Raw genomic sequence first — 18,215 nt, forward strand, 5'->3', positions numbered from 1 at the left:
GGATTTCCTTTCAGATAAATGTGAACAATATTAAGGCAGCCTGAAAACCCACTTTCAGACTGCCTTGGCATTAAATCGCGCAGATTTTTGCCACGATTTCATTAAGCGGCACGCTGATGCTTTCGCCGCTGCGGCGTTCGGCATATTCCACATTGCCTTCTTTGAGCGCTCTGTCGCCAATCACAATGCGGTGCGGAATGCCGAGCAACTCGCTGTCGTTAAGCAACACGCCTGCGCGTTCGTCGCGGTCGTCCAGCAACACATCCACGCCTGCGGCTTGCAAATCGGCGTAGATTTGATCGGCCGCCTCGCGCACGCTGTTGGATTTTTTGTAGTTCATCGGCACAATCACCACGCTAAACGGCGCCATCGCCTCCGTCCAAATGATGCCGCGCTCGTCGTTGTTTTGCTCAATCGCGGCGGCAACGATGCGCGTGATGCCGATGCCGTAGCAGCCCATTTCCATGATTTGGCTTTTGCCGTTGCTGTCCAAAAAGCTGGCGTTTAGCGCGGCGGAATATTTGTCGCGCAGTTGGAACACGTGCCCCACTTCAATGCCACGCGCCAGTTTCAGGCTGCCTTTGCCGCAGGGGCTGGGGTCGCCTGCGATAACGTTGCGCAAATCCACAAATTCAGGCTCGGCGGCATCGCGCCCAAAGTTGAAGCCTGTGTAGTGGTGGTCGTCATCGTTGGCGCCGATTACCCAATCCGCGCCTTTTTCGCAGGCAAAATCGGCATACACTTTGCCCGCGAAGCCCACGCAGCCGAGCGAGCCGCCGTTTGCGCCAAATTGCGCCACGATGGCTTCGGGCGATGCCATGGTGAGCGGCGATTTCACGCCCGCCAGTTTTTCGGCTTTGATGTCGTTGAATTCGTGGTCGCCGCGCAGCATCAGCAGCACCAATTCGCCTTCGCCCTCGCCTTCCACCACGATGGATTTCAAGGTTTGCTCAACGGGAATGTTTAAAAACGCCACCAATTCGGCAATGGTTTTCACATTGGGCGTGTGGATTTTCGCCAACGCTTGCGCGGGCACAACACGGCAGCCTGAAAGCGGCAAAGTCTGCGCCAGTTCTACGTTTGCGGCGTAATCGGAGGCATCGCTGTATGCAATCACGTCTTCGCCGCTGTCTGCCAACACTTGAAACTCGTGCGAGCCTGTGCCGCCGATGCTGCCCGTATCCGCCGCCACGGGGCGATAATCCAAGCCTAAGCGGTTGAAAATGCGGCAATAAGCGTCGTACATGGTTTGATAGGTGGCTTTAAGCGATTCAAAATCGGCGTGGAAGGAATACGCATCTTTCATCACAAATTCGCGCGCGCGCATCACGCCAAAGCGCGGGCGGCGTTCATCGCGGAATTTGGTTTGGATGTGGTAGAAGTTTTTGGGCAACTGTTTGTATGAATTGATTTCTTTGCGCACGATGTCGGTAATCAGCTCTTCGCAAGTGGGGCTGAAACAAAAGGCGTTGTCGTGGCGGTCGGTGATGCGCAAAAGCTCGTCGCCGTAAAAATCCCAACGCCCGCTTTCTTTCCACAAATCAGCAGGTTGCACAACAGGCATCAGCAATTCAATCGCGCCTGCGCGGTTCATTTCTTCGCGCACGATGGCTTCCACTTTGCGCAGCACGCGCAAGCCCATCGGCATCCAAGTGTATAAGCCCGATGCGTTGGCTTTAATCAGCCCTGCGCGCAGCATGAGTTTATGGCTGGCAAGCACGGCTTCGGCGGGGGCTTCTTTGAGGGTGGAAATGAAAAATTGGCTGGCTTTCATGGGAGTGTCCTGTGCGATAAAACGAAAGGGGCGGATTATAGCAAAATCCCTTGCGCTTCGTGGGGTCGAGGCAGCCTGAAAGTGGCAAAATGCCCCTGCCAATCCTAGCCATGCGCCGCGCAAAAATGGCATAATCGCCCCTTTTTTAAGCCATCCCAACCGCTCACATGAACCGCCTATCGCTTACCGCACTCGCTTTGGCAACCGCCGCCTGCGCCACCCCGCCCACTACGCCGCCGCCGAGGCAGCCTGAAACACCCCCAATCGCGTCATCGCTGCCCTATCCCGAAACCACGGCTAACGAGCAATTTGAGCAGCTTGCCATCCAAGTGAGCCGTTTGGAAAACCAAGTTGCCGAGCTGCACGAGCGCGTGGAACAGCTAGAACAACGCATCGCCGCGTCTGCAAAACGCCCCACCCGCGTGCGCGTGAACAAACCCATCGCGCCGCCCTTTCAAGGCAGCCTGAAAACGGAAAACGCGCCCAGCCTGCTAGAAAAAGCGCAACAGCAATACCGCGCCCAGCAATACCAAGCCGCTACCGCCACCCTGCGCGAAGCCGATAGCGGCGGCGATGGCAGCGAAACCGCGCAAAAAAGTATGTTTCTGCTGCTGCAAGCGCATCAAAAGCTCAACCATTGCCAAAGCGTGATTAACATCGGGCAACGCTACGCCACCCGCTTTTCAGGCAGCCTGAACGCGCCCGAAGCCCTATCGCTGGTTGCCCAATGCCAATGGCGCATTCAACAACAAGACATCGCCCGCGACACATGGCGCAAAATCATCCAGCAATACCCCAAAAGCTCCGCTGCCGCGCGCGCGCGCAACCAAATCCACAAAAAATAACAAAGGCACAACATGAATATTTTAATTTCCAACGACGATGGCTATTTATCGCAAGGCATCGCCACCCTTGCCCGCATCGCAGGCGAATTTGCCAATGTGCGCGTGGTTGCCCCCGAGCGCGACCGCAGCGGCGTGTCCAATTCGCTCACGCTCGACCGCCCGCTCAAAATCCGCAGTGCGGAAAACGGCTTTTATTATGTGAGCGGCACGCCCACCGACTGCATCCACCTCGGCTTGCACGCCCTTGCCGACTTCCAGCCCGACCTCGTGTTATCAGGCATCAACCACGGCTCCAACCTCGGCGACGACACGCTGTATTCAGGCACCGTTGCCGCCGCCACCGAAGCCTATCTGATGGGCATCCCCGCCGTTGCCTTCTCGCTCACCAGCCACGAATTTCACAAATATGCCGCCACCGCCGAAAAAGCCGTGTGGAACATCGTTTCCCGCCTCGTGCAAAACCCACCTAGCGCGCCGATTTTGTGGAACGTAAACATCCCCGCCGTCGCGCCCGACCAATTGCGCGGACACAAAATCGCGCGGCTGGGCAGGCGGCACCACACCCAAAGCATCGTGCACGCCACCAACCCGCGCGGCGAAGACATTTACTGGATAGGCGCGGTGGGCGCGGTTGCCGACAACGAACAAGACACCGATTTTGCCACCTGCGAATCGGGCTATGTGAGCATCACGCCGCTGCAAATTGATTTGACCGCCTATTCGCAAATGCACGCCTTGGATGAATACTGGCAAGGCTTAACGTTTGAATAACGCTTTTCAGGCTGCCTCAACGCCATCTATATGAGGCAGCCTGAAAAACATAAATCCCCCCCAACGCAGCTTTCAAGCTGCCCCACCCCCAAAGGACAACCATGAACATCATCGACACCACCATCCCAGACGTAAAAATCCTAGAACCGCAAGTCTTCGGCGACGAACGCGGCTTTTTTATGGAAACCTTCCGCGACAACTGGTTCAACGAACACATTGCTCGCCGCACCTTCGTGCAAGAAAACCACAGCAAATCCAACAAAGGCGTGCTGCGCGGCTTGCACTACCAAACTGAAAACACCCAAGGCAAACTCGTGCGCGTGGTTGTAGGCAGCGTGTTAGACGTTGCCGTGGACTTGCGCCGCTCATCGCCCACCTTCGGCAAATGGGCAGGCGCGGTGCTCTCCGCCGACAACAAACGCCAGCTTTGGGTGCCAGAAGGCTTTGCCCACGGCTTTTATGTGCTGGAAGACCACACCGAGTTTGTCTATAAATGCACCGACTACTACAACCCAAAAGCCGAACATTCGCTGATTTGGAACGACCCCACCATCGGCATCGACTGGCAACTGAACGGCGAGCCCAGCCTGTCCGCCAAAGACTTGGCCGGCAAACCGCTTGCCGAAGCCGTTACGTTTGAATAAAGGCTTGTTTGCCTAACCACCGCGCAGATAAAAGGCAGCCTGAAAACGCTTGAATGGTTCAAATGCGTTTTCAGGCTGCCTGTTTGTTTAATTGCGCTGCCCGCAGGCTGGGCAAGCGGTCGCCCGCGATGATTTCACGGCAAACATGCCACGGGGCAATAACGTGCCCAGCCTGCTTACTCTGATTGCCGCAACCCAAAGGCAGCCTGAAAACGCTCCAACCCTGTTTCAGGCTGCCTTTAAACATAGCTAATCTTTTGCCCGCGCAGGTGTTTCGCCGTCTACCACGAGCAGGGGCAAGCCCCTGCACCCCGCACGCAAACCGTTTTCAGGCTGCCTCAACCTCATCCCCCGAAGGCAGCCTGAAACCTACCCCAACGCCCGCAAACACTCCTTTACCAATCCCGCCCCACGATAAATCAACCCACTATAAAGCTGCACCGCGCTCGCCCCCAGCTGCATTTTCTCCGCCGCATCTTCGCCCGACAAAATTCCGCCTGCGCCGATAATCGGCACTTTGCCGCCCAATTCCCGCGCAAACGCTGCCAGCACGCGGTTGCTCGGTTCGCGCACAGGCTCGCCGCTCAGCCCGCCTGCTTCTTGTGCCAGCGGCGATGCGCCCAGCGCGGTTTTGTCGATAGTGGTGTTGGTGGCGATTAAGCCGTCCATTTCACTTTGCACGACCACATGGGCGATGTCGGCGATTTGCGCCTCGTCCAAATCGGGCGCGATTTTCACCGCCAGCGGCACATACCGCCCCACACGCGCGGCAAGCTCGGCTTGCTTGCTTTTCAGGCTGCCCAACAGCCTGCTCAACTCGTCGCCGCCTTGCAGCGAGCGCAGGTTTTGCGTGTTGGGCGAAGAAATATTGACGGTGATGTAAGAAGCGTATTCGTAGGCTTTTTCCAAGCAAATCAAATAGTCATCCGCCGCGCGCTCAATCGGCGTGCTGGCGTTTTTGCCGATGTTAATCCCCAAAATACCCGTATAGCGCGCGCGTTTCACATTGGCAATCAGCGCGTCAATGCCGTGGTTGTTAAAGCCCATGCGGTTCACGATGGCGCGATGCTCGGGCGCACGAAACAGGCGCGGCTGCGGATTGCCTTCTTGCGGGCGCGGCGTAACCGTGCCGATTTCAATAAAACCGAAGCCCAGCGCCGTCAAGCCGTCAATCGCCTCGCCGTTTTTGTCCAAGCCCGCCGCCAGCCCCACGGGGTTGGGCAGATGCAAGCCCATCAGCGCGGTGGGCTTGGTGTGCGGGTTCACGCGCGGCATCAGGCAATAGGCACGGGCAAGGGTTTGGATGGTCAGGTTGTGCGCCTGCTCGGGGTCAAGTTTAAACAGCAGGGGGCGGATAAAAGTGGCATACATCTTTAGATTTCCTTAAAAAAATGACGGGATAGGCAGCCTGAAAGCGAGTAACCCTATTTCACATTTCTTAATTTCTCAATTAACTCAATTACCTCATTACGAGATAACTCCATTCCAGGCTCATCTAGCAAGGCTAAATCATAAATAATATTGCGGGAATTTATAGATTCACTATCTGACCATAAATTAAAAAAACTAGTAGCAGATTTGGATATCATTTGATTATCACAATTTTCACTAATCATTTTTTTAATTCTTTATAAGCAAAATCAGCAGTTATTTTTTCCATGAATCTAATTCCTTATTGATTGGTGGGCGATGTTGAGCATCAAGTGCTTGTCTATTGATTGTTCTAGAAAGCAAATTGGGCAACGCAAACCCATACACACCACCGCTTTCCCAAACTACCATACTAAAAAGCAGCCTGAAATCGTTTTCAGGCTGCCTTTGTGTGCGCTCAATTATTCTGCGGATGATTCGCCAGCCGCTTCCGTTTCTTGCGCAGGCGCACTGCGTTCAGGCTGCGGCAACAAAGCGCGGATAGACAGGCGCACACGACCACGCTCGTCCACATCCAATGCTTTCACATTCACCACTTGCCCCACTTTCAGATAATCGTTCACATCTTTCACGCGCTCATGCGCAATTTGGCTGATGTGCACCAAGCCATCTTTGCCTGGCATCACAGACACAATCGCGCCCACGTTGTTATCCAAGATTTTCACCACTGTGCCTTCATACACCTTGCCCACTTCCACTTCGGCGGTAATCATCTCAATGCGCGCTTTAGCGGCTTCGCCCGCTTCGGCGGTGGTGGCGGCAATGGTTACCACGCCGTCATCGCTGATGTTGATTTCGGTGTGGGTTTCGGCGGTGATGCTGCGGATGGTTTCGCCGCCCTTGCCAATCACTTCGCGGATTTTATCGGGGTTGATGCGCATGGTGTACAAGCGCGGCGCGTGTTGCGACAGCTCTTGCGGCCCTGCCACCGCGGCTTGCATTTGGCTCAAAATATGCAAACGCGCTTCTTTGGCTTGCGCCAACGCAATTTGCATGATTTCTTTGGTAATGCCTTGAATTTTAATATCCATTTGCAAAGCGGTAACGCCTTCGGTGGTGCCTGCTACTTTGAAATCCATGTCGCCCAAATGGTCTTCGTCGCCCAAAATATCGGTTAACACGGCGAATTTGTTGTCTTCCAAAATCAAGCCCATCGCGATGCCCGCAACGTGTGCTTTCAAAGGCACGCCTGCCGAGAGCAAGCTCAAACAGCCGCCGCACACGCTTGCCATAGAAGACGAGCCGTTGGATTCGGTAATTTCCGAAACCACGCGCATGGTGTAGTTAAAATCTTCCGGATCGGGCAACACTGCCACCAAAGCGCGTTTTGCCAAGCGACCATGCCCAATCTCACGGCGTTTAGGCGCGCCCACGCGTCCTACTTCGCCTGTTGAATATGGTGGGAAGTTGTAGTGCAGCATAAAGCGGTCGGTGTATTCGCCGCTCAGTGCGTCAATAATTTGCTCATCGCGCGAAGTGCCGAGCGTGGCAACGGCAAGCGCTTGCGTTTCGCCGCGGGTAAACAATGCCGAGCCGTGGGTGCGCGGCAACACATTGGTTTGGATGTTGATGGGGCGCACGGTGCGTGTGTCGCGTCCGTCAATGCGCGGCTGCCCTGCCAAAATTTGACCGCGCACCACATCGGCTTCCAATTGCTTAAAGATGCCTTTGATTTCGTTTTTGGCGAGCGTGTCGGTTTCTTCGTTAATTAACGCTGCTTCAACGGCTGCCCACGCTTCGTCCAATTTGGCGCTGCGGGCTTGTTTTTGGCGGATTTTGAACGCTTCGGCGATGGTTGCGCCCGCAATTTCGCGCACTTTGGCAACCAATTCGGTGTTGGTTTCAGGGGCTTTCCAGTCCCACACTTCGGGGTTGACTTCGTCTGCCAATTCGTTGATGGCGTTGATTACGGCTTGCATTTGCTCATGACCAAACACCACCGCGCCCAGCATCACGTCTTCGGGCAAAATATTGGCTTCGGATTCCACCATCAACACAGCTTGTTTGGTGCCTGCCACCACCAAGTCTAATTGCGAAGTCGCCAATTCGGTTTTGCTGGGGTTGAGCAAATATTGACCATTGGCATAGCCCACGCGCGCCGCGCCAATTGGACCAGCAAATGGCACGCCGCTTAACACCAGCGCAGCGGATGCGCCAATCATCGCAGGGATGTCGCTGTCAATTTCAGGGTCGCAAGAAATCACCATCGCTACGATTTGGATGTCGTGATAAAAGCCTTCGGGAAACAGCGGGCGAATCGGGCGGTCAATCAAGCGGCTGGTTAAGATTTCTTTTTCGCTTTGTTTGCCCTCGCGTTTGAAAAAGCCACCAGGGATTTTGCCTGCGGCATAGGTGCGCTCCAAATAATCAACGGTGAGCGGGAAAAAATCTTGCCCTTCTTTCACTTCTTTATTGGTGGTTACCGCAACCAAAACCACGGTATCGCCCATGGATACTTTTACCGCGCCTGCGGCTTGGCGTGCGATTTCGCCTGTTTCTAGGGTTACGGTGTGTTTGCCATATTGGAATGATTTAACGTGTTTGTTAAACATAATAGACCTTTACAAAAAGTTGCCCGCGCTAAAACACTAGCAATGTTTACTGCGAAACACGGCAATAAACATGGGTAGTATTTCAGGCGGCGAGCGGGTTGAAAAACGGGTGGAATTTTAACACAAAATGCGTTTTCAGGCTGCCTAACCCTGTTTGCAATGATTAGGCAGCCTGAAAATGGTTAGGCGATTAAACGGAGAAAGATGAACCGCAACCGCAAGTGGTTACGGCGTTCGGGTTACTGCGAATCACAAATTGCGAACCTTGCAAGCCGTCGGTGTAGTCAATTTCTGCGCCCAAAAGGTATTGATAGCTCATGGGATCAACCAAAAATTTTAAGCCGTTTTTTTCAATTTCAAAATCGTCGTCATTTTTGATTTCGTCAAACGTAAAGCCGTATTGGAAGCCTGAACAGCCGCCGCCGTTCACAAAAACGCGCAGCATCAATTCGGGGTTGTCTTCTTCGGCGATAAGCTCGGCTACTTTGGTGCAGCAGGAATCGGTGAAGTTAATGGGGGATTCAAATTCTTCTGACATGATGTGTCTCCTTAGTGTGTTGTGCGCGCGAGATTTGGGCGTGTCGCGCGAGATTCAAGTGGCTCGGATTTTACTCCAAAGCAAATGTTCATGCAAAATGCACATACGCGGTAAAAACGGGGCATAGCCAAATGTAATCCCAAAAAACGGCGCGATATTTTCGCGTATAATTTACGCGTTTGAGGCAGCCTGAAAACTGTTTTGCCATGACTTCTGCATTGGTTCAGTCGCCATGGCAAAACATTTTTCTATTTTTTTGCATATTGGAATGAATCATGGCTTTTGAAACCTACCCTTTGCCCAAGGATTTACCGCGCCCGCCCGAAACGGTGTTGGTGAACATCACGCCGCAGGAAACGCGCGTGGCGATTTTGGAAGAGAACAATATTTGCGAGCTGCATATTGAGCGCAACAGCGAGCATAGCTTGGTGGGCAATATTTATTTGGGCATTGTGCGCCGCGTGTTGCCCGGCATGCAAAGCGCGTTTGTGGACGTGGGTTTGGAGCGGGCGGCGTTTTTGCACATTATGGATATTGTGGAGCAGCGGCAAAACCCTGAATCCAATCAACGCATTGAACACGTTTTGTTTGAAGGGCAAACGCTGCTGGTGCAAGTGATTAAAGACCCGATTAACAGCAAAGGGGCGCGACTTTCCACGCAAATTTCGCTGGCAGGGCGGTTTCTGGTGCATTTGCCGCAGGACGAACACATCGGCATTTCGCAGCGCATCGACAACGAATTTGACCGCCACACCTTGCGCGAGCGGCTCAACGCGCTGCTGCCTGAAACCGCCTGCCACGGCTACATCATCCGCACCAGCGCGGAAAACGCCAGCGATGCCGAATTGCAAGCCGATATTGATTATTTGACCAAGGTGTGGGGCAATATCCAGCATCAGGCGAAAGTGTTGCCGCCCGAATCGCTGCTGTATGAAGATTTGCCGCTGGCGCAACGCGTGCTGCGCGATATGTTTAACAACAACACGCACGAAATTTTGGTGGACTCGCGCCAGAACTTTGCCCGCATGAAGCATTTTGCCGAGCAATATGTGCAAGGCGCGGTGGAAAAATTGCAGCGATTTCAGGGCGAGCGCCCTTTGTTTGAAACGTTTGGCGTGGAAGCCGAAATCAACCGCGCCTTGCAGCCGCGTGTAAACCTGAATTTCGGCAGTTATCTGATTATCGAAACCACCGAGGCGATGACCACGATAGACGTGAACACCGGCGGATTCGTAGGCGCGCGCAATTTTGACGAAACCATTTTCAAAACCAATTTGGAAGCCTGCCACGCCATCGCCCGCGAGCTGCGGCTGCGCAATCTGGGCGGCATCATCATCATTGATTTTATCGACATGATGCTGGAAGAGCACCGTGAAGCCGTATTGCAGGAGCTAGCCAAAGCGTTGAGCTTTGACCGCACGCGCGTTACCCTCAACGGCTTCACGCGGCTAGGCTTGGTGGAATTAACCCGCAAACGCAGCCGCGAAAGCCTGAAACACATTTTGTGCGAGCCCTGCCCCACCTGCCAAGGCAAAGGCAGCCTGAAAACCGCGCAAAGCCTGTGCTACGAAATCCAGCGCGAGATTGTGCGCGAAAGCCGCCGTTTTGACGCGCGCGAGTTCCGCATCATCGCCTCGCCCAAAGTGATTGATATGTTTTTGGACGAAGAATCGCAATCGCTGGCGATGCTGATTGATTTTATCGGCAAGCCGATTTCGCTGTCGGTGGAAACGGCTTACACGCAGGAACAATACGATATTGTGCTGGTTTAGTTTAACGGTTTGACTAGCTTGATATTTGAGGCAGCCTGAAAAGCAAGATTCGGGTTTCAGGCTACCTAATCTGAAACCTAAAATGGATTGCTACCACAAACGGCAGCCTGAAACAGCGTTGAGTGAAAACAGCGTTTAATGCAGCAAAAAGCGAATGATGCACAGCGACGATTCGCCGCCCAATCCGTTCCGTCCATCATCTTTTGCCGACGCACGGTTTGCCGGCAAGCCGTAAGAGCGCGGGAGAGCGTTTCAGGCTGCCCAACGTGTGCGCCCGCGTTTTATGCGGCGTGTTTGTTTGAGCGATGCCGAGTTTTGTTTCAGGCTGCCTACCGGGTTGCGTATCGGAATATCGGCGTAGGGTGTATGGCTCTGCCACGCACCGTTTAGCAATTAGCAATGTTTGTTTAATGGTGCGCGAACAAGTTCACGCCCTACCTGCCGATTAAAACGGATATTGCATTCATTCCATATAAGCAGCCTGAAAACAAGAAATGCCGTCATTCCCGCGCAGGCGGGAATCTTGCTTGATATTCAGAAATTACCGCAAAAACAAACTGTTGTTTGTAGGTCGGGCATTTATGCCCGACACACGCTGACCTATTTATCTTTAAATGCGCCACAACTAAAAACGTCGGGCATAAATGCCCGACCTACCTTGCAAAGATTTCAGCCCACAAATCCATTCCCTCAATCATTCTATTATGCCCCGCCTACTCACCCACCACGCCCCATCCGCCCTCCGCCGCCACATCCAACGCGGCGGCTTAATCGCCTACCCCACCGAATCCTGCTACGGCATCGGCGCAAACCCCCGCCACGCGCACGCCCTGCGCGCCATTTTGCGCCTGAAAAAACGCCCGCAGCACAAAGGCTTTATCACCATCGGCAATAACTTGGCGCAGCTTGAACCGCTGCTGCAAAGGCAGCCTGAAAACGTGCGCCAACATCTGCGCGCCACATGGCCCGCGCCGATTAGCTTTGTACTGCCTGCCCATCCGCGCGTGTTGCCGCTGCTGCGTGGCAACCAGCGCAACCGCCTTGCCGTGCGCGTGCCCAACCATGCCGTTGCGCGGGAATTGTGTCGCATCGCAGGCACGCCGCTGGTGTCCACTTCGTGTAACCAATCGGGCAAACGCGCGTGCAAAAGCGAGCGCGAAGTGCGGCGGCTGTTTGGGCGCAAGCTGTGGATTGTGGGCGGGCGCGTGGGCAAGCGTAAGCAGCCGAGTGAGATTGTGGATTGGGCGGAAAACAGGCGGTTGCGCTAGGCGGCTTGAAACGCCGTTCCGCAACGCGCAAATCAAATGGCAGCAAATGGCAGCCGAGCGGCTTGCCTTGTTTTCAGGCTGCCGTAAACATCAATCATGAATACGGCAGCCTGAAAACAAAAAACGGCAATAGAATACGGATGACAAAACCCGTTTCAACTCGCCAACAAACATCGCTTAATCGCACAGCGCAGGCGTTTCGCCGCCTACCGCGAGCCGCGCCCTATCCCCCTTGCGGCATCTCAACAAGCCAAAAAGGCAGCCTGAAACAAGATTGCACCGTTTCAGGCTGCCTATTCTGCCGCCTCTATCAGCCATTGCCCCAGCGCTTCGGGCGGGTTCAGCCGTTTGGCGCGCAGGGTGTTGGTTTCATCAGGCGGCAGCAGTTCCACATTAATCACTATTTCCGCGCGCGGCTGGTTCAGCGCAAAAATGCCTTGTTGGTCGCAACGGCGCAGCGCTTCGATCATGGCGTTGATTCTGAACTCAAACTCCCGCTCCGAAGCCGCGTCGTCCATGCCGAACAGCTCGCCGCGTGCTTCAAACACCCGGTTCACGCCGGCAAAATATTCCGCGCCAAAGGCAAAATACGGGCTGGAAGACGTATCCCATTTCACATCCGCCCGCTCTGCCGCCGGCACGCGCTGCAAGGCTTCGTGCGACCATGCGGCGACATAGGGCGGAAAAGCCTCGCCCGTGGTGCACAGCGCGAAAAAGTAAAACCGCTCGCGCGTGCCGGCAAACAGGTCTGCGGCAGCCTGAAAAACGGCTTGTGCGATTTCGCGGGTTAAGGCTTCATAAGTCGGGGTCGGCGTGGCGCATGGGGCTTCCTTTTGCTTTTATGGCGCGGTTGCGGTTTCAGGCTGCCTATCCGCCGCCCATCCTGCTACAACAACACCTTCTCCACGCCGCCGTTCTTCGCGGTTTCCACAAATTCGTTCAGCCAATTCTCGCCCAAAATCCGTTTCGCCATTTCAATCACGATGTAGTCCGCAGGCAGGTTGTTGTCTTCGGCGTAGCGGCTTAACCCTTGCAAACAGGCGGGGCAGGAGGTGAGCATTTTCACCGGTTCGCCTTGCGGCAGCGCGGCGAGGTTTTTCTCAATTTCCTCTTGCTTGCGGAATTTCACTTGGGTGGCGATGTCGGGGCGTTTTACGGCAAACATGCCGCTTTCGCCGCAGCAGCGGTCGCTCAACGGCACGTTTTGCCCGATGAGTTCGCTGGCGAGTTTTGCGCCGTCCATGCTTTTGATGGGCGTGTGGCAGGGGTTGTGATACAGGTATTGCTGCCCCGACACGCCGTCTAATTTGATGTTTTTTTCCAGCAGAAATTCGTGGATGTCCACAATGCGGCAGCCTGAAAAGATGTCTTCAAAGCGGTATTCCGCCAGCGCATCATAGCAAGTGCCGCAGGATACGACTACGGTTTTGATGTCCAGATAATTCAAGGTGTTTGCCATGCGGTGAAACAGCACACGGTTTTCGGTAACCATATCGTTGGCTTTGCCCGCGTCGCCGTGCGCGGATTGCGGATAGCCGCAGCAAAGATAACCGGGGGGCAACACGGTTTGCACGCCCGCGTGGTACAGCATGGCTTGGGTGGCCAGCCCCACTTGCGAAAACAGCCGCTCCGAGCCGCAACCAGGGAAGTAGAACACCGCTTCCGCGTCTTCGGGCAGAGCGGGGTTGCGAATGATGGGCACGGTGCTGCCGTCGCCATCCAGCCCCAGCATGGAACGCGCGGTTTTCAGCGGCACATTGCGCGGCAAGGGGCGGTTGATAAAGTGGATAACCTGTTCTTTTAACGAGGCTTTCTGCGTGGTGGCTTTGGGTGCGCGCTTTTGTTTGTTGGCGCCGATGTGGAACTGCTGTCCCAAATCGTAGCCGATGTTTTGCGCTTTAAAGCCCGCGGTTACCACGCCCGCGCGCAATATTTTGATAACGGTCGGGTTTTTCGCGTTCAAAAACGCCATGCCCGCCGCCACAGCGGGGTTGAAATGCGTATGCCCCGTTTGGTGCAAAAAGTTGCGGATGTCCACGGTTACATCGCCAAAATCAATGTTCACAGGGCAAGGCTTCACGCAGCGATGGCACACGGTGCAGTGGTCGCCGATGTTGCCCAGCTCGTCAAAATGTTTCAGCGACACGCCGCGCCGCGTTTGCTCTTCGTATAAAAACGCTTCGGCAAGCAGCCCCACGCCGAGGATTTTGTTGCGCGGGCTGTATAGCAAATTGGCGCGGGGAACATGGGTGCTGCACACGGGTTTGCATTTGCCACAGCGCAGGCAGTCTTTGATGGCGTCGGTGATTTTGCCCAGATGCGACTGCTCCATAATCAGGCTTTCAAAGCCCAGCAGCTCAAAAGACGGCGTGTAGGCGTTGCGTAAATCTGCGCCGCGCATCAATTTGTGGCGATTGAAATGCCCTTTGGGGTCAATTTTGGCTTTGTAATCCCAAAAAGGTTGCATTTCGGCATCGGTCAAAAATTCCAGCTTGGTGATGCCGATGCCGTGTTCGCCCGAAATCACGCCGTTCAGACTGCGGGCAATGTCCATAATGCGGGCGACCGCCTGATGCGCGGTTTGCAGCATTTCGTAATCATCTGAATTAACAGGGATATTGGTGTGCACATTGCCGTCGCCCGCGTGCATGTGCAGCGCAACGAACACTCTGCCGCGCACAATTTGCGCGTGAATCTTGCCCAAGCCCGCCATGATTTTGGTGTCTGCCTTGCCGCTAAAAATTTCCGCCAGCGGCGTCATCACATCGGATTTGATGGACACACGCAGCCTGAAATCGCGAAACGCGATAAAGCAGCTTTCCGACGGGTCGGCTTCGGGTGCGGCGTGGATTTGGTCGCCGTAACGCGCTTGGTAATACGCCAGCGGCGCGTCCAAATTATCCAGCAGCCACTGCCAACGCGCTTGCACTTGGGCAACATGGGCGGCGGCATAGTTGGCGCGCTCGCCCAGCAAATCGCTTTTGGGCAAGCCGTCAAACTGTTCAACAGGCAGGCTGCCTGAAAGGTATTGCAACAGCGCAGCGCAGAGTTTCAGCTTGTTTTTTATAGACAATTCAATGTTGATGCGCTCAATGCCGTCGGAATATTCGCCCAAGCGCTCCAACGGAATCACCACGTCTTCGTTGATTTTAAAAGCATTGGTGTGCTTGGCGATGGCGGCGGTGTGGCTGCGGTCTAGCCAAAAGGTTTTGCGCGCTTCGGGCGAAATGGCGATAAAGCCTTCGCCATCGCGCGCTTGGGCAAAGCAAACGATTTGTTCTGCGGCAGCCTGAACGGCGTTTTCATCATCGGAAACCACATCGGCAATCAACACCATCTTGGGGCGACCTTTGCCCGCGGCTTTGGTGGCATAGCCCACCGCGCGAACATAGCGCCAATCCAAATGTTCCAAGCCCGCCAGCCGAACCGTTGGGTGGTGCAGCAGGAAATCGCGAATTTCCACGATAGACGGCGTAGCATTGGCAACCGTGCCAAAAAATTCCAAGCAAACGGTGCGCGTGTGCTGCGGCATTTTGTGCAACACGAATGCCGCGCTGGTGATGATGCCGTCTGTGCCCTCTTTTTGCACCGCAGGCAAGCCGCTGAGGAATTTGTCAGTAACGTCTTTGCCCAAGCCCACTTTGCGAAAACGGCAGCCTGAAATCGCCAAACGCTCGGTGTGGGCGATGGTTTCGCCATCGTCTTGCAGCGTGTGCACGTCAAACAGCGCGGTTTCTTCGTCGTGGATTTTGCCGAAATTGTGGCACACCCGTTCAATTTTCAGCCACTCGCCCTGCGGATTGACCATTTTCCACCAAGCCAAATTGTCCAACGTCGTGCCCCACAGCACGGCTTTTTTGCCGCCTGCGTTCATGGCAATATTGCCGCCGATGCACGAAGCATCCGCCGATGTGGGATCAACCGCGAACACCAAACCCGCCGCGTGCGCCGTTTCTTCCACGCGCCGCGTAACCACGCCTGCGCCGCAGCGAATAATCGGATGCTTGCCAGCCAAGCCCGCCAGTTCCACAAACTCAACGCCTTGATGTTTATCCAATTTTTCGGTGTTGATGACGGCAGACATTGCATCCAGCGGTACTGCGCCGCCCGTGTAGCCCGTGCCGCCGCCGCGCGGGATGATGGTTAAATCCAGCTCAATCAAGGCGCGAACCAGCGGCGCAATTTCGGCTTCGCTATCAGGGTTTACCACCACAAACGGATATTCCACGCGCCAGTCGGTGGCATCGGTAACGTGCGTTACCCGCGCCAAGCCGTCAAACATAATGTTATGTTTTTTCGTGATTTTTGCTAGGCGCGACAGAATTTGCGCGCGTTTGAGCTTGGTTGCCGCAAAGCTGTTGTCAAACTGGTTCACCGCGCTTTCGGCAGCCTGAATCAGGCTTAACACGCGCTCGTTGTTATCGCGGCGTTTGTTAATTTCGCCCAAACGGTGGCGCATGGCGGCAACCAGCGCGGCTTGGCGTTTGGGGTGTTCCAACAAATCGTCCACCAAATAAGGATTACGCACCACCGCCCACATATCGCCCAACACTTCAAACAGCATCCGCGCCGAACGCCCTGTTTTGCGCTCGCCGCGCAGGGTTTCCAAAGTTTGCCAAGCGTCTGCGCCCAGCAGACGGTACACGATTTCGCGGTCGGAATAAGAGGTGTAGTTATAGGGGATTTCGCGGATGCGCTGGGGATGGGTCATGAGTGTGTTCCTTGTGGGTTGTGCTTTGGTGATGCGGATTGGGGTTGGTATCCGCTTTTTTTGTTTGTGGTGGCTTTTTCAGGCTACCTTTGGGGTGTGTGCGGGATAAGCGTTATCGTTTGCGATGCGTTAAAGGCAGCCTGAAAACACCATACGCCATCGTCTGCATATCGTTTCAGCCTTTTCAGGCTGCCTCTGGCAAAACGAAGCCGCATTTTAACGTAAATATTCGTTAAAGGCAGCCTGAAATCGCCCTCTGCTTTTTGTTGTTTTTTAATCCGTTTTCTTGCCAAAATTTGGCGTAATTTAACGATTTTGAAACGAAATTTACGCGGCTGGGCTACAATGTCGCTTTTTCAAATTTCAGGGAAAGACAAATGCAAAAACGAATTTTATTGGCGGTTACGGGCGGCATCGCGGCATATAAATCTTGCGAATTGGTGCGTTTGTTGAAAAAAGAAGGGCACGAAGTAAACGTGGCTTTATCCAAAGCGGCGAGTGAATTTGTGTCGGCGCAAACGTTTGAAGCGCTAAGCGGCAATCCTGTTTTAACGGAAAACAGCGGCAGCATGGCGCATATCAATGCCACGCGCGCGGCAGATTTGATGCTGATTGCGCCCGCTTCGGCAAACACCATCGCCAAATTGGCGCATGGCTTTGCCGATAATTTGATTACCGAAATGGCTTCGGCGCGCAAATGCGCTTTGGTGATTGCGCCTGCGATGAATGTGGAAATGTGGCAAAAGCCCGCCAACCTGCGCAATATCCAGCAGTTGCACAAAGACGGCATCCGCGTGTTGATGCCCGCTTCGGGCGAGCAAGCCTGCGGCGAAGTGGGCGTGGGGCGCATGGTTGAGCCCGCGGATATTGTGGAAGTGTTGCCCGATGTGTGGACACCGAAGCCCTTGCGCGGAAAACGCGTGTTAATCAGCGCGGGCGCGACTTACGAAGCGATTGACCCCGTGCGCGGGATTACCAATATTTCCAGCGGGCAAATGGGTGTGGCAATTGCGCGCGCTTGCCGCCGTGCGGGCGCGAAAGTGAGCCTTGTGCACGGCAAAATGACGGCGGAAATCCCGTTTGGCATGGCACACACCGAATACGCAGAAAGCGCGATGGATATGCGCGATGCGATTTTCAAGCAATTAGACGCGGGGCAGGATGTGTTTATTTCGGTGGCGGCGGTGGCGGATTATCGCGTGAAAAACCGCAGCATAGAGAAGCTGAAAAAAGGCGCATACGGCATGATGCCGGTGGTGAAATTTATTGAAAATCCTGATATTTTGCAGGAAGTGGCTTCGTTTGCCTCTGCGCCGTTTTGCGTGGGCTTTGCGGCGGAAAGCGAAAACGTGTTAGCCAACGCACGCGAAAAACGCCTGAAAAAAGGCGTGCCAATGATGATTGCCAACGATATTGCCGATGCCATGGGCAAAGACACCACCAAAATCACCATTATTGACGATGAAAAAGAAACCGCGTTGCCCGAAATGAGCAAAGACAAAGCTGCGCAAATGCTGGTGGCGCGGCTGGCGGCGGCATTGCAAACAGCAACGCTGAAAAAAGCCGCTGCGCCTGCTTCACCCGTGGCGGCAACGGCAACAACGGCTACGGCAGCGGCACACGCGCCCGCTTATGCCCACGCGCAAACTGCGACTGCACCCCACGCGGCAGCAACGCCCGCAGCAGCTCATCAGCCTGCCCACGAGCCTACGCATGAATCGGCGCACGATTCTATTATCACCGTGCAAGATGATGACGAGCCTGCGCCAGCCGCCGCGCCCATGCACAAGCCCGAGGAAAAGAAAATCATCCCCGCAGCGGTGTATGAAGATGAGGATGATGGCGTGATTATTATTGAATAAGCGCTAGACGATAGAGGCAGCCTGAAACAGTAGGAATACGGTTTCAG

Annotated in this window: 12 protein-coding genes and 1 pseudogene; 6 read left to right on the forward strand and 7 right to left on the reverse strand. The window is 54.6% G+C overall.

Annotated elements, in window-relative coordinates; genetic code table 11:
- Positions 1–70 precede the first annotated feature (70 nt).
- A complete protein-coding gene (locus tag H3L93_RS05520; RefSeq protein WP_040558196.1) occupies positions 71–1,774 on the reverse strand; it encodes a proline--tRNA ligase in 1,704 nt (567 codons plus the stop codon).
- A 167-nt stretch (positions 1,775–1,941) separates the two neighbouring features.
- Here H3L93_RS05520 and H3L93_RS05525 point away from each other — a divergent pair, with 167 nt between their 5' ends.
- The 3 genes from H3L93_RS05525 to rfbC all read left to right on the forward strand — a co-directional run bounded on the left by H3L93_RS05525 (position 1,942) and on the right by rfbC (position 4,034).
- Complete coding sequence (locus H3L93_RS05525; RefSeq protein ID WP_003795569.1) at positions 1,942–2,619, forward strand: tetratricopeptide repeat protein; 678 nt, start codon at positions 1,942–1,944, stop codon at positions 2,617–2,619.
- Positions 2,620–2,631: 12 nt separating this feature from the next.
- The gene (surE, locus tag H3L93_RS05530; protein WP_003795566.1) at positions 2,632–3,390 is read left to right on the forward strand and encodes a 5'/3'-nucleotidase SurE; all 759 of its coding nucleotides are present in this window, start codon (positions 2,632–2,634) and stop codon (positions 3,388–3,390) included.
- 101 nt (positions 3,391–3,491) lie between these two features.
- Positions 3,492–4,034: a dTDP-4-dehydrorhamnose 3,5-epimerase gene (gene rfbC / locus H3L93_RS05535; RefSeq protein WP_003795563.1), complete on the forward strand. Its 543-nt coding sequence runs from the start codon at positions 3,492–3,494 to the stop codon at positions 4,032–4,034.
- 369 nt (positions 4,035–4,403) lie between these two features.
- Here the strand turns inward: rfbC and H3L93_RS05540 are convergent, their stop codons facing one another.
- The 4 genes from H3L93_RS05540 to erpA all read right to left on the reverse strand — a co-directional run bounded on the left by H3L93_RS05540 (position 4,404) and on the right by erpA (position 8,555).
- Positions 4,404–5,405: a quinone-dependent dihydroorotate dehydrogenase gene (locus H3L93_RS05540; RefSeq protein ID WP_003795560.1), complete on the reverse strand. Its 1,002-nt coding sequence runs from the start codon at positions 5,403–5,405 to the stop codon at positions 4,404–4,406.
- A 53-nt stretch (positions 5,406–5,458) separates the two neighbouring features.
- The gene (locus tag H3L93_RS05545) at positions 5,459–5,650 is read right to left on the reverse strand and encodes a hypothetical protein (protein ID WP_235964668.1); all 192 of its coding nucleotides are present in this window, start codon (positions 5,648–5,650) and stop codon (positions 5,459–5,461) included.
- A gap of 216 nt (positions 5,651–5,866) precedes the next feature.
- A complete protein-coding gene (gene pnp, locus H3L93_RS05550; RefSeq protein WP_003795556.1) occupies positions 5,867–8,017 on the reverse strand; it encodes a polyribonucleotide nucleotidyltransferase in 2,151 nt (716 codons plus the stop codon).
- Positions 8,018–8,207: 190 nt separating this feature from the next.
- Positions 8,208–8,555: an iron-sulfur cluster insertion protein ErpA gene (gene erpA / locus H3L93_RS05555; RefSeq protein WP_003795554.1), complete on the reverse strand. Its 348-nt coding sequence runs from the start codon at positions 8,553–8,555 to the stop codon at positions 8,208–8,210.
- A gap of 275 nt (positions 8,556–8,830) precedes the next feature.
- Between erpA and rng the strand changes: the two genes are divergently transcribed.
- A complete protein-coding gene (rng, locus tag H3L93_RS05560; RefSeq protein ID WP_003795548.1) occupies positions 8,831–10,327 on the forward strand; it encodes a ribonuclease G in 1,497 nt (498 codons plus the stop codon).
- A 644-nt stretch (positions 10,328–10,971) separates the two neighbouring features.
- Positions 10,972–11,595: an L-threonylcarbamoyladenylate synthase gene (locus H3L93_RS05565; RefSeq protein ID WP_003795544.1), complete on the forward strand. Its 624-nt coding sequence runs from the start codon at positions 10,972–10,974 to the stop codon at positions 11,593–11,595.
- Between the two features lie 293 nt (positions 11,596–11,888).
- Here the strand turns inward: H3L93_RS05565 and H3L93_RS05570 are convergent, their stop codons facing one another.
- Entirely contained in the window at positions 11,889–12,374 is a 486-nt protein-coding gene (locus H3L93_RS05570) for a DUF4303 domain-containing protein (protein ID WP_040558194.1), read from the reverse strand.
- Between the two features lie 107 nt (positions 12,375–12,481).
- Positions 12,482–16,306, reverse strand: a complete 3,825-nt coding sequence (locus H3L93_RS05575) for a DUF3683 domain-containing protein (protein ID WP_003795540.1) — start codon at positions 16,304–16,306, stop codon at positions 12,482–12,484.
- 377 nt (positions 16,307–16,683) lie between these two features.
- Between H3L93_RS05575 and coaBC the strand changes: the two are divergent.
- Positions 16,684–17,862: pseudogene (gene coaBC, locus H3L93_RS05580) on the forward strand (bifunctional phosphopantothenoylcysteine decarboxylase/phosphopantothenate--cysteine ligase CoaBC); the annotation flags it as partial.
- Positions 17,863–18,215 lie beyond the last annotated feature (353 nt).

Source organism: Kingella oralis (assembly GCF_014054985.1).
Taxonomy (GTDB): domain Bacteria; phylum Pseudomonadota; class Gammaproteobacteria; order Burkholderiales; family Neisseriaceae; genus Kingella_B; species Kingella_B oralis.

Bases quoted from the DNA above. Each gene is read 5' to 3' on its own strand.
- rfbC (WP_003795563.1), top strand. From the start codon at position 3,492: ATGAACATCATCGACACCACCATCCCAGACGTAAAAATCCTAGAACCG.
- surE (WP_003795566.1), top strand. From the start codon at position 2,632: ATGAATATTTTAATTTCCAACGACGATGGCTATTTATCGCAAGGCATC.
- H3L93_RS05545 (WP_235964668.1), bottom strand. From the start codon at position 5,650: ATGATTAGTGAAAATTGTGATAATCAAATGATATCCAAATCTGCTACT.
- H3L93_RS05540 (WP_003795560.1), bottom strand. From the start codon at position 5,405: ATGTATGCCACTTTTATCCGCCCCCTGCTGTTTAAACTTGACCCCGAG.
- H3L93_RS05520 (WP_040558196.1), bottom strand. From the start codon at position 1,774: ATGAAAGCCAGCCAATTTTTCATTTCCACCCTCAAAGAAGCCCCCGCC.
- pnp (WP_003795556.1), bottom strand. From the start codon at position 8,017: ATGTTTAACAAACACGTTAAATCATTCCAATATGGCAAACACACCGTA.
- H3L93_RS05565 (WP_003795544.1), top strand. From the start codon at position 10,972: ATGCCCGACCTACCTTGCAAAGATTTCAGCCCACAAATCCATTCCCTC.
- H3L93_RS05575 (WP_003795540.1), bottom strand. From the start codon at position 16,306: ATGACCCATCCCCAGCGCATCCGCGAAATCCCCTATAACTACACCTCT.
- H3L93_RS05525 (WP_003795569.1), top strand. From the start codon at position 1,942: ATGAACCGCCTATCGCTTACCGCACTCGCTTTGGCAACCGCCGCCTGC.
- erpA (WP_003795554.1), bottom strand. From the start codon at position 8,555: ATGTCAGAAGAATTTGAATCCCCCATTAACTTCACCGATTCCTGCTGC.
- rng (WP_003795548.1), top strand. From the start codon at position 8,831: ATGGCTTTTGAAACCTACCCTTTGCCCAAGGATTTACCGCGCCCGCCC.